The sequence below is a fragment of the Micromonospora sp. NPDC047187 genome, from assembly GCF_040643355.1.
GTDB classification, from domain to species: domain Bacteria; phylum Actinomycetota; class Actinomycetes; order Mycobacteriales; family Micromonosporaceae; genus Micromonospora; species Micromonospora salmantinae.
Genome location: NZ_JBEYUF010000006.1, coordinates 25,589 through 38,402, shown reverse-complemented (window position 1 = coordinate 38,402; position 12,814 = coordinate 25,589). Strand labels below are relative to the sequence as shown.

The window sequence follows — 12,814 nt, the reverse complement described above, 5'->3', positions numbered from 1 at the left end:
TCACGCGGCCGTTCGCAAAACGTCCGCCAATGATTGCCCGTCCCGTGCGCCCCACTCGGCCATTCGATTGACGTGGCCAGTAATGATGCGGAGGCATGCCTGCGCCCGTAGTTCCAGGAACCCGGTCCAGTCGTCGTGCAGCGCGAGGGCCGCAGCATCCTCGCTGATCAGATGGCTGGCTGCGACGGTTGGCGAGGCGGCTACCAGGAGCGAGCGGGTGAGACGTTCCCCGGGGGGGAGCACAAACCGGTTAGCGATCGTGCCATGGGCCTTGTCGCCGCTCTCCGGCAGTAGGGGACGTAACGGACTGCCCTGCTCCAGCAGCCGAGTGATGTCGATGATCTCGCCGCTGTCGAGATCACGAGGCTCGGCCGCGAGGAGCCCCAGGGTGTTGAGCTTGGTCATTGCGTGGTTGAAATGCACCTTGTCCAACTCTGCGGCGAAGTCCGGGAAGGACTGCACCTGTCGCAAGACGTTTGTCGCAGCGGTCAACGCATTGGGCGCGTCCACCGACTCCACCTGATTGCGGACGTCGGCCACGCTGACTCCACGGGCGCGGGTGCCAGCGACAGCACTGCGCCAGACCCAGCGACGCAGCAACGTCGCCGGTCGACCACTCGGTGTGCCGTGCAAGCGGACGAACCGCACCAAGATCGGCAGCACGTGTGAGTAGGGCAAGAGCCTGATGTGGGGAATGCCGCATTCGCCACGTAGGAACTCGACTACCTCCCTCAGTCGTGCCGCGACCTCGCGGAGCGTTTCGGCCGGGTCGTCCTGGGGCCCGAACTCCTGCCGGAAGTCCTCTCGGAAAATATCGCCACCCCGATACGCGAGGACGCAGCGCAGGGTGAGCCGATCGTCGAGCGTTCCGAAGCCGAGCGTGGCCGGAACCTGGCCAAGGCCGTGCAGGCTGCTCAGTTCGTCGTTGACGGCACCGGTGTGTAACGCCTGGAAGACTTCTGACTTGGTGAGCCGCTTTCCGGTGGTGTTCATTCGGGTGAAGATCTCAAGTAGGGCGTTCTCGTCGGCCGAGTGAACGACGTACGTCGGAATCTGGTACTCGCGTATCGCTTTGGCCGCCTGGTCGGCGAGGGCGAGTTGTTCATCGGAGAGCCAGTCGGAGTTATCCCGCATCCAGCGGAGCAGGACCGCGGTATCCAGCAGAGAGCTGACGGGCACCCAGGACCGCGGCGGTCGTTGACGGTTGCCGATGGTGTGAAACTCGCCGGTATCGAGATCGAGATGGACCCGGAAACGTGGATCGACCGAGCGGTCGGCCCGGGTCAGAGCACCGACGAGAGACACGATGCGCTGTTGACCGTCAACAACCCAGAGAGCCGCTGCTGTCTCGGGTGCCACGACTTCGAGTGGGCCAACCTGGAGGCGTTGCGCCGGCGCTGGGCGTCGCCACAGCAGCAGGTTTCCGATCGGGAAGCCCCGCAGCAGGCTGTCAAAAAGTCGGACGATGTCGGACGCTTCCCACTTGAAGGACCGCTGGAAAGGCGGTATTCGGACCAGTCCGGTGGTGACGTCCCGGACCAGATCCTCCGGCGTGCGGTATTCGACGCGTGGCCTCTCCAGGCTCGGCACGGCCACCTCCTTTCCAGGACCCACCGAGAGTATCGGCAACAGGTCCCTGGTCCCAGCTACGTGGCCGGTGAGACGTGGCAAAGTCAGGGTGGCATCCGCCCACCCGTGACGGGCCAGGCAGGATGGTCCGCATGACGCTCGTTCTGCCCATCGACCCGGAGGCCAACCGCCTGCTGGAGCGTAGCCCGCTGGCCCTGCTGGTCGGCATGGTTCTTGATCAACAAGTGGCGATGGAGAAGGCGTTCTCGTCGCCGTACGTGCTCCAGCAGCGGCTCGGCCATGAGCTGGACGCGGCGGAGCTGGCCGGGTACGACCCGGAGGCCCTGGTCGCGCTCTTCGCCCAGCCGCCCGCGCTGCACCGGTTCCCGAAGGCCATGGCGGCCCGGGTGCAGGAGGTCTGCCAGGTGCTGGTGGAGCGCTACGACGGGGACGCGGCGCTGCTCTGGGCCGAGGTCGCCGACGGGCCGGAGCTGCTGCGCCGGGTCTCCGCGCTGCCCGGCTTCGGCAAGCAGAAGGCGCAGATCTTCGTGGCCCTGCTCGGCAAGCGGTTCGGGGTGACCCCGCAGGACTGGCGGAAGGCGGCCGGAGACTACGGCGACCCGGGCGCGTACCGGTCGGTGGCCGACGTCACGGACGCCGATTCGCTACGTCGGGTGCGGGAGTTCAAGCAGCAGATGAAGGCGGCGGCCAAGGCGAAGACCACCGGCGGCTGACCGACCGGCCTGTTGAGGGGCGGTCTGCTCAGGCGGCGGTCGGGTGCGCCAGCGAGGCCAGCGCGCGCCGGACGTCGGCCAGCGAGACGGTCGCCGAGTCGTCCAGGTCGGCCAGGCCGGCCTCGATCCACTGGCGCATCAGCGTGGTGACCCCGATGCCCCGGGCGTCGGCGGCGGCGCGGACCCGCTCGTAGGTGTCCAGTGGCAGCCGAACCGAGCGGCTCACCATCGGTACGTCGCTGTCGGGGGTGGGCAGCTCCGCCGCCGGGCTCTCGTCGATCAGCTCGGCGATTCGCTCGCCGCCGCCGTGGAACTGCTTGGTCGCGTCGTTACGGTGCATCGTCACGGCCTCCTCATCTACCGAGATCTCCGCACGGCCTCGTCGTAGCGCTTGGACTCGACGTCGCTCAACTCGCGGGCGGAGAGAATGTCCCAGTCGTTGTCGGTGCCATCGGCCTCGGCGAGCAGCACCGCCAGCCTGCGGCCCCGACGGGCGGCGGCGTAGACCACCATCACGTCGTCACCCAGATGACGGATGACCCGTCGGGCGCTGTGCAGCGCCTCCCAGACTTCCCCGGGTGTGACGTCGTAGACCCTCAGGTTGGCCAACGCCTCGTCGGTGAAGCTGAACCTGCTGCCCACATCGCGGAGCGTACCACGGGCGTAACACGCGGCGGGATGAGTCGAAGTTCGCTGATCACGGACCTGCGGTGACAGGATGAGGCGTAACCCCCTCGAGGAGGTCCATGGTGAAGCGTCAGGCGTACCAGCCGATTCTGATCACCGACGCCTCGCGCAGCCAGGACGATCAGCTCAACAGTCGCCAGCGCCGCTATGTCCTGATGATGGGCATCCGGGTGCTGTGCATCATCGTCGGCGCGATCCTGGTCGGTGCGAACGCCCCACTGCTCTGGCTCTGGCTGCCACTGTGCGGCCTCGGCATGGTGCTCATCCCCTGGCTGGCCGTGCTGCTGGCCAACGACCGGCCGCCGAAGGAAGAGCACCGGCTGGCCAACCGGTTCCACCCCCGCCAACAGGACGACACCCCGCCGATGAGCCTCACCGCCGAGGAGCGCCCACACAAGGTCATCGACCTCGAACCCTGACCCGCGAACGGGCCAGGGTTCGAGCAGTCGGGGCTGTGGCCGTGCGCCGGCTGCTACGCCTGTGGCCGAGCCCCGGCGGTGGAGACGGCCAGCGCGCCCAGGTCGGTGGCGCGGCCCAGTGCCGCAGTCGGGGTGGCACCGGCGAGCCACGCGGTGAGCAGACCGGCCGCGAAGGCGTCGCCAGCGCCCGTGACGTCCACCACCGCCACCCGGCTGGCCGGGGCCACGCAGACCGGCGTGGTGCGGTCCACCCAGACCGCGCCGGCCGCGCCGCGCTTCACCACCACCCGCCGAGCCGTCGCCGACAGCACCCGCCCCTGCGCCGCCGGGTCCAGCCCGCCGGCCAGCACCGTGGCCTCGTCCGCGTTGACCAGGAGCAGGTCGATGTCGCGTACCCAGCTCAGAAACGCCGCCGCGCCGACCCGCCGCAACGGCGCCGCGGAGGCCGCGTCGACGCTGATGGTGAGCCCGCGCTCGCGGGCGGCGGCCAACGCCCGCAGCCCCGCGCCGCGCGACTCCGCGTCCAACAGGGTGTACGCGGACAGGTGCAGATGCCCGGCGCCGGGCGCCGCCGCGATGGCCTGCTCGACGTGCGCGGCGCTCAGCCGCAGGTTCGCGCCGCGCTGGCTGACCATGGTGCGCTCGTCGTCGGCGGCCAACACGATGACAGTGCCGGTCGGGGCGCCCTCGACCCGCTCGACGGCACAGTCGACGCCCGCCCGTTCCAGCTCGGCCACCCGGTCCCGCCCGGCGTCGTCGTCACCGACGGCCCCGACGAGCGTGACGTCCACCCGCTGCGCGGCGACCCAGGCGGCGGTGTTGGCCGCCTGACCGCCGCCGCCGAGACTGATCGCGGCCCCGGTGTCCGAGCCGGCCGCGAGCGGCCCGGACAACACGGCGACCACGTCGGTGATCACGTCGCCGACGACGACCATCCGGGCCGGTCGGGTCATGCCGGGACGGCGGTGCCGCGGGCCACCGAGGCGACCGCGATCCGCGCGGCCAGGTCGGCGTTGCGCAGGATGATCCGCACGTTCACCGCCAGGCTGGCGCCCTCGGTTGCCGAGTGGAAGTGCGCGAGCAGGTACGGCGTGACGGCCTTTCCGGTGATCCCGTCCCGCTCCAGCAGGGCCAGGCCCTCGGTGAGAGTCCGGTCGTGCAGCTCCGGGTCGAGCTGCTCGTCGACCGGCAGCGGGTTCGCGATGAGCAGCCCGCCGGTGTGCACGGCGTGCTCGTCCCGGGCGGCGAGCACTGCGGCGACCTGCTCCGGCGAGTCCACCGACCAGTCCAGGTCGAAGCCGGCGTCGGTCAGGTAGAAGCCGGGGAACCGGCGGGTGCGGTAACCGACCACAGCGACCCCGAGGGTCTCCAGGCGCTCCAGCGTCGCGCCCACGTCGAGGATCGACTTGACCCCGGCGCAGACCACCGCGATCGGGGTCTGCGCCAGGGTGACCAGGTCCGCCGACTCGTCGAAGGTGTGCGCGGCCTCCCGGTGCACCCCACCCAGCCCACCGGTGGCGAACACGCCGATGCCGGCGGCGGCGGCCACCGCGCTGGTCGCGGCCACCGTGGTCGCGCCGTCCGCGCCGGTCGCGGCGGCCACCGCGAGGTCGCGGACGGAGAGCTTGGTCACGCCGTCGACAGTGGCCAGCCGGGTCAGCTGGGCGTCGTCCAGGCCGACCACCAGCTCACCGGCGATCATGCCGATCGTCGCCGGAACGGCCCCGGCGTCCCGAACCGTCCGCTCGATCTCCCTGGCCACGCGTAGGTTCTCCGGTCGGGGCAGGCCGTGCGAGACGATGGTGCTCTCCAGTGCGACGACGGGCCGGCCGTCGCGCAGGGCAACGGCGACCTCGGTGCCGTAGCTGATGTGAAAGTCAGTCACACGGGCACCGTACGGGGTGGGGCTTCGGCCGGCCTCAAGTGGACCCGGCCGTGATGACCTGCCAAACTTGTCGGTTGGAGGTGCAGACGTGAGCACAGAGGTTCTCGAGCGTCCGGAGCTGAAGGACGCCGATACCGGTCCCGAGATGTTCCATTACGTCCGCAAGGAGAAGATCGCCGAGAGCGCCGTCATGGGCACTTTCGTCGTCGCTCTCTGCGGCGAGACCTTCCCGGTCACCAAGGCGGCCAAGCCGGGTTCGCCGGTCTGCCCCAAGTGCAAGGAGATCTACGACTCGTACCGTGAGTGAACCTCGGCCGGTGCTCCGGCCGGCGACGTAGCCTGCGGCGGTGACCACCTCCACCGCCCTGCTGCTCGCCGACCTGACCGGGGTGGCGGTGTTCGCCGCGTCCGGGGCCTCGGCGGCGGTGGCCAAGCGACTGGACCTGTTCGGCGTCGCGTTCGTCGGCTTCGTGGCCGCCCTCGGCGGTGGGATCTTCCGAGACCTGGTCATCGACGAGGTGCCGCCGCTGGCCTTCGCCGACTGGCGGTACGTGGCCACCGCCGCGATCACCGCGCTCGCCGTCTTCTGGCTGCACCCGCAACTGGCCCGACTGCGCACCACAGTGCTGGTGCTGGACGCGGCCGGCCTGGCGCTGTTCACCGTCACCGGTACGCTCAAGGCGCTCGACGCCCGGGTGCCGGCCGTCGGGGCCTGCCTGATCGGCATGCTCACCGCCATCGGCGGCGGGCTCGGCCGCGACCTGCTCACCGCCGAGATCCCGGTCGTGCTGCGCCGGGAGATCTACGCGCTGGCCGCGCTGGCCGGCTCGGTCCTGGTGGTGCTGCTGTACGTCACCGGGCAGACCGGGCCCGCGCCGCTCACCGCCGCCGCCGTCCTGGTCTTCGGGCTACGCCTGATCGCGCTGCGTCGACGCTGGTCCGCGCCGGTGGCCACGCTGCGCCCGCCCCGCGCCGACGGGGCGGATCCACGCACCGACCGGGAGTGGTGAGACGGGTCGGGCCGCCGCTCGTTCGGGTGCGGGATTGTGACCAGCGTGGCGTCGCCTGGGCCCGGCGGCCCGTGCTGGTTATGCTGAGTCGGCCTTCGCGGCAGCTTCTGCGCGGAGGCGTTTTCATGGGCGGCGGATCCTCGTGGCCCTCGCCCGGGGTCCGCCATCGTGCGGTCGGAGAGGAGCTTCGCGTGGCAGCCCGGACGCCGGTGCTCGAGACGTTCCCGGCGCTACGCGCCTGGCAGCGCAAGGCGCTGGTGGAGTACCTGCGTCGCCGTAGTGAGGACTTCACAGCGGTCGCCACGCCCGGCGCCGGCAAGACCACCTTCGCCCTGCGGATCGCGGCCGAGCTGCTCGGCGACGGCACCGTGGAGGCCGTCACCGTGGTCGCGCCGACCGAGCACCTGAAGAACCAGTGGGCCGACGCCGCGGCCCGGGTGGGCATCCAACTCGACGCCGCCTTCCGCAACGCCGACCTGCACTCCGCTGCCGACTTCCACGGCGCGGTGGTCACCTACGCACAGGTGGGGATGGCACCGCAGGTGCACCGGCGACGCACCATGACCCGACGCACCCTGGTCATCCTCGACGAGATCCACCACGCCGGCGACTCCCGGTCCTGGGGCGACGGGGTGAAGAACGCCTTCGAACCCGCCGTACGCCGGCTGATGCTCACCGGGACGCCGTTCCGCTCCGACGACAACCCGATCCCGTTCGTCAGCTACGAGCGGGGCGGGGACGGGCTGCTGCGCTCCCGCGCCGACTCGGTGTACGGCTACTCCGACGCGCTGCGCGACGGGGTGGTCCGGCCGGTGCTCTTCCTGGCGTACTCCGGGGAGACCCGCTGGCGTACCAACGCGGGGGAGGAGCTGGCGGCCCGGCTGGGTGAGCCGATGACCCAGGACCTGGTGGCCCAGGCATGGCGTACCGCCCTGGACCCGGCCGGCGACTGGATGCCACAGGTGCTGCGGGCCGCCGACGCCCGACTCACAGTGCTGCGCAACGCGGGCATGGCCGACGCCGGTGGTCTGATCATCGCCACCGACCAGCAGACCGCCCGCTCGTACGCCAAGCTGATCGAGCAGGTGACCGGCGAGAAGGCCGCCGTGGTGCTCTCCGACGACCAGGGCGCGTCCGCCCGGATCGCGACGTTCGCGGCGTCCGACCAGCGGTGGTTGGTAGCGGTGCGGATGGTGTCCGAGGGGGTCGACATCCCCCGACTGGCGGTCGGGGTCTACGCCACCAGCGCCAGCACGCCGCTCTACTTCGCCCAGGCGATCGGCCGGTTCGTGCGGGCCCGCCGGCCCGGGGAGACCGCGTCGGTGTTCCTGCCCAGCGTGCCGCACCTGCTCGGGTTGGCCAGCGAGATGGAGACCGAGCGCGACCACGTACTCGGTAAACCCAAGGAAGCCGACGGTTTCGACGACGACCTGTTGGAACGCGCGCAGCGCGACGACCAGGCCAGCGGGGAACTGGAGAAGCGGTTCGCGGCGCTCTCGGCCACCGCCGAGCTGGACCAGGTGATCTTCGACGGCGCGTCGTTCGGCACCGCGGCCCAGGCCGGCACCCCCGAGGAAGAGGAATACCTCGGCCTGCCCGGTCTGCTCACCGCCGACCAGGTCTCGCTGCTGCTGACCAAGCGGCAGGCCGCACAGCTCGCCGCCCAACGCCGTCGTACGGCCGACGGGGCCGCTCAGCCGGCCGCTGCGGCCACGGCAGCGCCACCCGCACCCATGAGCGCCGCCCAGCGTCGCGTGGCGCTACGGCGCCAACTGAACGCTCTGGTGGCCGCCCGACACCACCGAACCGGTCAGCCGCACGGCAAGATCCATGCCGAGCTGCGCCGGCTCTGCGGCGGCCCGCCGAGCGCCCAGGCCACCATCGAGCAGCTTGAGGAACGCATCGCCACCGTGCAGACCCTCTAGACCGTCTCCGGCGGGTCGGAGGCAGCAACATCAGGGGAAGTTGCTCGGATCTTTGCGCGGGGCGCGGGCGCGGGGGAGTCCAGACAGAAAGAGCTGACCGGAGGCACCCTCGGGGTGCCTCCGGTCAGCTATGTCGGTTTGCGGATCTAGTTCGCCATCAGATCGGCGCCACGCCAGCTGAAATCGGGCTCCGTCGCGAACCGCTCGGTGATCTTTACAAGATCCTCCGCGTACTTGTTCGCGTGGTGCCCGCAGAACACCAACTCGCTCCCACCCGTGAGAGTGATCCGGAGCTTCCCGGCAGCATTGCAGCGGTCGCACCGTTCATCGGCGGCTGGGGGAGCCGCCGTCACGGGCGGCGGCGTGAGGGTCGGGGTCATCGCCTTCCTCCTCTGGTCGTCACCGATGAACAATCTCTTCGGTCGTTGCTCACCTATCGTGCAACACCCTTACTAGGCACTGCCTTCCCTGTGTGCCCGCGGGGGACCGAGGTCACACCTGGAAGGGACAGTGTGCCGTGCACCAAGGGTGCCACGTCAACGATCACATTCGTGCATCCGGACGATCACCATCTGGTGTTGCACACCAGGTGGTCAAAACGACACGTTCGGTTGACGAAACCCGCTCAGTCCAGGTAATCCCGGAGGACCTGCGACCGGGACGGGTGACGCAGCTTGGACATCGTCTTGGACTCGATCTGCCGGATCCGCTCCCGGGTCACCCCGTAGACCTGGCCGATCTCGTCGAGCGTCCGCGGCTGGCCGTCGGTCAGGCCGAAGCGCAGACGTACCACACCCGCCTCACGCTCGGAGAGCGTCTGCAGCACCTGCTGGAGCTGGTCCTGCAGGAGCGAGAACGAGACCGCGTCGACCGCGACCACGGCCTCGGAATCCTCGATGAAGTCGCCGAGCTGGCTGTCGCCCTCGTCGCCGATGGTCTGGTCCAGTGAGATGGGCTCCCGAGCGTACTGCTGGATCTCCAGCACCTTCTCGGGTGTGATGTCCATCTCCTTGGCCAGCTCCTCCGGAGTGGGCTCGCGGCCCAGGTCCTGGAGCAGCTCACGCTGTATGCGGCCGAGCTTGTTGATGACCTCGACCATGTGCACCGGGATGCGGATGGTGCGGGCCTGGTCGGCCATGGCGCGGGTGATGGCCTGTCGGATCCACCAGGTGGCGTACGTGGAGAACTTGTAGCCCTTGGTGTAGTCGAACTTCTCCACGGCCCGGATCAGACCGAGGTTGCCCTCCTGGATCAGGTCGAGGAACGCCATGCCACGGCCGGTGTAGCGCTTGGCCAGCGACACCACCAGTCGGAGGTTCGCCTCCAGGAGGTGGTTCTTGGCCCGCTCGCCGTCGCGGGAGATCCAGCCCAGGTCACGGACCATCTCCCGGACGAGCTTCTCCTCGCCCTCGTCGGCAGCCCGCAGCCGCTCGGCGGCGTAGAGCCCGGCCTCGATCCGCTTGGCCAGCTCCACCTCCTGCTCGGCGTTGAGCAGCGGAACCTTGCCGATCTGCTTCAGGTACGCCCGGACGGAGTCGGCGGAGGCGGTCAGCTCGGCGTCGCGTCGAGCCTGCTTGAGGGCCTCGGACTCCTCGTCGTCCCACTCGAAGTCGTTGTCGGTCGCCGAGGCGGCGGCGTCGGTCTCGGCGGCCTGGGCCAGCTCGGCCGGCTCCTCGACCACCACGTCCTCGATCGCGGCGGCCAGCTCCTCCGGGTCGATCTCGCCCTCGGCGCCCTCGCCCTTGGCCTTACCGCCAGCCTTGGTCGGCTTGGCCCCGGCAGCCGCGGCCACCGTCGCCTTGGTGGCTCGGGTCGACTTGGTCGCCTTCGCCGGCGTCGCCGTGGCGGCCTCGGCGCCGGTGCCGGTCGCCTTGCGAGCGGCCACCTTGCGCGGGGCCGACGTCGCCGGGGCGTCGTCGCCGGCGGGCGCCTGCTTCGGGGCCGGCGCGGCGGCCTTCTTGGTGGTCTTGGCGGTGGTGGCCCGGGACGCTGGCGTGGTCGAGCGGGCCGCGGCGACGCGGCGGCGGGTGCTCGCCGAGCCGTCCACCACGACGGTCACTCCGGCCTCGGAGAGCGCCCGCAGGATCTTCTTGGCCTGGGCCGGAGTCACCTCGGCGGACTCGACGGTGCGCGCGAGCTGAGCCGACGTGAGCTGACCACCGGCGCTCTGCGCGTGGGCGATCAGGGTGTCGGTGAGCGAGCGAACGTCGGCGCCGGGCTGGCGGGGTTCTGTCACGAATGACCTTCCGGAGGCGAAGAGCGGGCACGGCGGGTTCGTCCAGCGCAGCGAGGGTTACCGTGCCGGGCGATGTGGTTGAGGGACCCTCGTGTCACGGTCCGGCCGGTGGTCGGCGGTCCGTGCCGCGTGGGCAGGGGTGAATTGTAACGCCGTCTGCGGCGATCATCCTGCTCCGCACCGCGTACCGCCGGTGGGGACCGTCGGTGGGGCGGAGATATGGGCTTCGCGCTAATGATAGCCGCGTGGCCGGCGAAGGGCTTCCGTCGTCGAGGCCGGTGGCGCGCCGAACGTGTCCGAACTGCCGTTTGAGCAGGCAGTACGAGGTCAACATGGCGATTGCGAGGGTGCGCGTGTGGATCACCGAGGTCGCTGTCGGTCCGGCCGGTGGCGTCCCCACCAGGTCGCGGTTGGGCAACGGTTGTGAGCCGAGCATGGACGGGGCGGTAAGCACTTAAGCGACATTACCAACCGAAAGGGGCATATTGGCGGAGGTCGGCCGCTCAGGCCGCCAGGGCGGTGCGGGCGCGCCCACCTCGCAGCGGATCCCAGGCGCCAAAGATCCTGCTCTGGTGCCGTCGGGCGGCGTCGGGAACGATGATCTTCGGTAGTTTCACCCACCCACATGCGCCCAGTTGCGGAAAGAGGCGAATCATGACCAACTCGGCCACGACACCGTCGGAGCTGCTGACCATCGCGGTGGAGGTGGCTCGGGACGCGGCGGACACCGCGTACCGGATGCGCGCCGAGGGGGTAGTCGTCGCCGCCACCAAGAGCACCGTCACCGACGTGGTCACCGCCGCCGACCGGGCGGTCGAGCGACAGATCCTCGACGCGTTGGCCGCGCTGCGCCCGGACGACTCGGTGCTGGGCGAGGAGTACGGCGAGGGAGCTTCCGGCGCGACGCGCAGCGGTGTGCGCTGGATCGTCGACCCGATCGACGGCACTGTGAACTACCTGTACGGACTGCCGCACTCAGCGGTCTCGCTGGCCGCCGAGGTGGACGGGGTGGTGGTTGCCGGCGTGGTGCGCAACGTGAACACCGGAGAGCAGTGGACCGCCACAGCCGGCGGTGGGGCCTGGCGCGACGGTGTCCGGCTGCGTTGCTCCGGCGAGGTCGATCTGGGGCAGGCGCTGGTCGGCACCGGCTTCGGCTACGACGCCGGCCGTCGGGCGCACCAGGCGCAGGTGGTGGCCGGGCTGATCGCACACGTACGCGACATCCGCCGGCTCGGCGCCGCGGCGCTGGACCTCTGCCTGGTCGCCGAGGGGCGGCTCGACGCGTACTTCGAGAAGGGTCTTGCGGCCTGGGACCTGGCGGCTGGCGGGCTGGTGGCCGCCGAGGCGGGGGTTCGGGTCGCCGGCCTGGCCGGTCGACCGCCAGGGCCGGACCTGGTGGTCGCGGCCCCGCCCGCGCTCTTCGCGCCGCTGCACGACCGGTTGGCCGCGCTGGACGCCGCCGGCGGTCCCTGACCGGCGGACCAGGTCGGCCGGCTCTGAGCGACCGGCTCCGGCCTCTTGAGTGGCCGGCTCCAACCGGTGGGGCCAGGTCGGTGCCGGTCGCCGACCGGGCGCTGCGGCGGGCCGGTTACGCAGTCACTTGGCGGGTGGGGACGGGCAGGAGCCCTTGGGAGCCTCCGGCGGACCCGAGTCGCCGAGTGACTGGTTGACCTCGGTCGTGGTGGCGAGCTGCTGGAAGTTGTTGCCCAGTACGACGTCCACGGTGTCGTCGGTGCGCTTCGGGTCGTAGCCCGGGGTGGCGTTGTTGAGGAAGTATGCCTGGAGCAGGTGCGCGGACCCGACGCCCTTCGGGCCGTACCGCAGCACCGCGACGCTGTTGATCTTCTTCTCGTTCCCGGTCTTCTTGACCTGGAACTGTCGATTGCTGAACTCGTCGGCGACGGTGTGCGCGAGACCGGGCTGATCCGTGGCGTTGAACACGTTGATCTTGACGTCTTTGCGCTCGCGCAGGGTCAGATCCGCCAGCGGCCAGCCCTCGGGGCAACCCGCCGCGGTACCCACGTTGCCCTGGCTGTCGCGGACCACGGCCACGACGACGAAGACCAGGGCGATGATCGCCAGCAGGCCGACGACGACGAGTGCTCGCACGCGCGCAAAACTCATCAGGGCACTCCCCGGACTTCAGTGGGTGGTGGCGGCCAGGAACGATCGCTCAGGCCGCCGGCCGTCGAATACGCCGCTGAGGTTAACGGTTGTCCGGCCGTCGCGTGGAAACAGCCCGACATGCCGGCGCGCCGACCGCGAACCGGGTACTACTACCCCTATCTTCGTGTCGCCTGAATCACATTGGGAACAACTTCGCGTGCGGGGGCGTACATCTCAGCCGCA

The 12,814-nt window shown here is 70.4% G+C and carries 14 protein-coding genes; 6 read left to right on the top strand and 8 right to left on the bottom strand.

Annotated features, from left to right (window positions below; all coding sequences use genetic code 11):
• The gene (locus ABZ794_RS12835; RefSeq protein WP_210785160.1) at positions 1–1,590 is read right to left on the bottom strand and encodes a DUF262 domain-containing protein; all 1,590 of its coding nucleotides are present in this window, start codon (positions 1,588–1,590) and stop codon (positions 1–3) included.
• Positions 1,591–1,712: 122 nt separating this feature from the next.
• Between ABZ794_RS12835 and ABZ794_RS12830 the strand changes: the two genes are divergently transcribed.
• Positions 1,713–2,303 (top strand): HhH-GPD-type base excision DNA repair protein, encoded by a 591-nt coding sequence (locus tag ABZ794_RS12830; protein WP_210785161.1) that lies wholly within the window; start codon positions 1,713–1,715, stop codon positions 2,301–2,303.
• 28 nt (positions 2,304–2,331) lie between these two features.
• Here the strand turns inward: ABZ794_RS12830 and ABZ794_RS12825 are convergent, their stop codons facing one another.
• Positions 2,332–2,643 (bottom strand): hypothetical protein, encoded by a 312-nt coding sequence (locus tag ABZ794_RS12825; protein ID WP_124858894.1) that lies wholly within the window; start codon positions 2,641–2,643, stop codon positions 2,332–2,334.
• A 17-nt stretch (positions 2,644–2,660) separates the two neighbouring features.
• Positions 2,661–2,945, bottom strand: coding sequence for a hypothetical protein (locus ABZ794_RS12820; RefSeq protein WP_030489374.1), 285 nt, complete (start codon positions 2,943–2,945; stop codon positions 2,661–2,663).
• 104 nt (positions 2,946–3,049) lie between these two features.
• On the opposite strand from ABZ794_RS12820, the gene ABZ794_RS12815 reads away from it, so the two are divergent.
• A complete protein-coding gene (locus tag ABZ794_RS12815; protein ID WP_210785162.1) occupies positions 3,050–3,409 on the top strand; it encodes a DUF3099 domain-containing protein in 360 nt (119 codons plus the stop codon).
• A 53-nt stretch (positions 3,410–3,462) separates the two neighbouring features.
• Here ABZ794_RS12815 and ABZ794_RS12810 read toward each other — a convergent pair whose 3' ends face one another.
• Together ABZ794_RS12810 and ABZ794_RS12805 are read right to left on the bottom strand one after the other, a co-directional pair.
• Complete coding sequence (locus ABZ794_RS12810; RefSeq protein ID WP_210785163.1) at positions 3,463–4,362, bottom strand: PfkB family carbohydrate kinase; 900 nt, start codon at positions 4,360–4,362, stop codon at positions 3,463–3,465.
• Positions 4,359–5,294, bottom strand: a complete 936-nt coding sequence (locus ABZ794_RS12805) for a pseudouridine-5'-phosphate glycosidase (RefSeq protein WP_210785164.1) — start codon at positions 5,292–5,294, stop codon at positions 4,359–4,361. The genes ABZ794_RS12810 and ABZ794_RS12805 overlap by 4 nt, the downstream gene beginning before the upstream one ends.
• An 88-nt stretch (positions 5,295–5,382) precedes the next feature.
• On the opposite strand from ABZ794_RS12805, the gene ABZ794_RS12800 reads away from it, so the two are divergent.
• The 3 genes from ABZ794_RS12800 (at position 5,383) to ABZ794_RS12790 (ending at position 8,229) form a co-directional block, all read left to right on the top strand.
• Positions 5,383–5,601: a DUF3039 domain-containing protein gene (locus ABZ794_RS12800; RefSeq protein ID WP_007456912.1), complete on the top strand. Its 219-nt coding sequence runs from the start codon at positions 5,383–5,385 to the stop codon at positions 5,599–5,601.
• A gap of 40 nt (positions 5,602–5,641) precedes the next feature.
• The gene (locus ABZ794_RS12795; RefSeq protein WP_210785165.1) at positions 5,642–6,304 is read left to right on the top strand and encodes a trimeric intracellular cation channel family protein; all 663 of its coding nucleotides are present in this window, start codon (positions 5,642–5,644) and stop codon (positions 6,302–6,304) included.
• A gap of 191 nt (positions 6,305–6,495) precedes the next feature.
• Positions 6,496–8,229, top strand: coding sequence for a DEAD/DEAH box helicase (locus tag ABZ794_RS12790; RefSeq protein ID WP_091400594.1), 1,734 nt, complete (start codon positions 6,496–6,498; stop codon positions 8,227–8,229).
• A 146-nt stretch (positions 8,230–8,375) separates the two neighbouring features.
• Here ABZ794_RS12790 and ABZ794_RS12785 read toward each other — a convergent pair whose 3' ends face one another.
• Together ABZ794_RS12785 and ABZ794_RS12780 are read right to left on the bottom strand one after the other, a co-directional pair.
• The gene (locus ABZ794_RS12785; protein WP_030489368.1) at positions 8,376–8,609 is read right to left on the bottom strand and encodes a hypothetical protein; all 234 of its coding nucleotides are present in this window, start codon (positions 8,607–8,609) and stop codon (positions 8,376–8,378) included.
• A gap of 245 nt (positions 8,610–8,854) precedes the next feature.
• Positions 8,855–10,465 (bottom strand): RNA polymerase sigma factor, encoded by a 1,611-nt coding sequence (locus tag ABZ794_RS12780; protein ID WP_112675658.1) that lies wholly within the window; start codon positions 10,463–10,465, stop codon positions 8,855–8,857.
• Positions 10,466–11,119: 654 nt separating this feature from the next.
• Here ABZ794_RS12780 and ABZ794_RS12775 point away from each other — a divergent pair.
• Positions 11,120–11,938, top strand: a complete 819-nt coding sequence (locus ABZ794_RS12775; RefSeq protein ID WP_210785166.1) for an inositol monophosphatase family protein — start codon at positions 11,120–11,122, stop codon at positions 11,936–11,938.
• A 123-nt stretch (positions 11,939–12,061) separates the two neighbouring features.
• Here the strand turns inward: ABZ794_RS12775 and ABZ794_RS12770 are convergent, their stop codons facing one another.
• Positions 12,062–12,574 (bottom strand): LytR C-terminal domain-containing protein, encoded by a 513-nt coding sequence (locus tag ABZ794_RS12770; RefSeq protein ID WP_210785192.1) that lies wholly within the window; start codon positions 12,572–12,574, stop codon positions 12,062–12,064.
• Positions 12,575–12,814: the final 240 nt, after the last annotated feature.

Bases quoted from the DNA above. Each gene is read 5' to 3' on its own strand.
- ABZ794_RS12815 (WP_210785162.1), top strand. From the start codon at position 3,050: ATGGTGAAGCGTCAGGCGTACCAGCCGATTCTGATCACCGACGCCTCG.
- ABZ794_RS12775 (WP_210785166.1), top strand. From the start codon at position 11,120: ATGACCAACTCGGCCACGACACCGTCGGAGCTGCTGACCATCGCGGTG.
- ABZ794_RS12810 (WP_210785163.1), bottom strand. From the start codon at position 4,362: ATGACCCGACCGGCCCGGATGGTCGTCGTCGGCGACGTGATCACCGAC.
- ABZ794_RS12830 (WP_210785161.1), top strand. From the start codon at position 1,713: ATGGTCCGCATGACGCTCGTTCTGCCCATCGACCCGGAGGCCAACCGC.
- ABZ794_RS12825 (WP_124858894.1), bottom strand. From the start codon at position 2,643: ATGCACCGTAACGACGCGACCAAGCAGTTCCACGGCGGCGGCGAGCGA.
- ABZ794_RS12785 (WP_030489368.1), bottom strand. From the start codon at position 8,609: ATGACCCCGACCCTCACGCCGCCGCCCGTGACGGCGGCTCCCCCAGCC.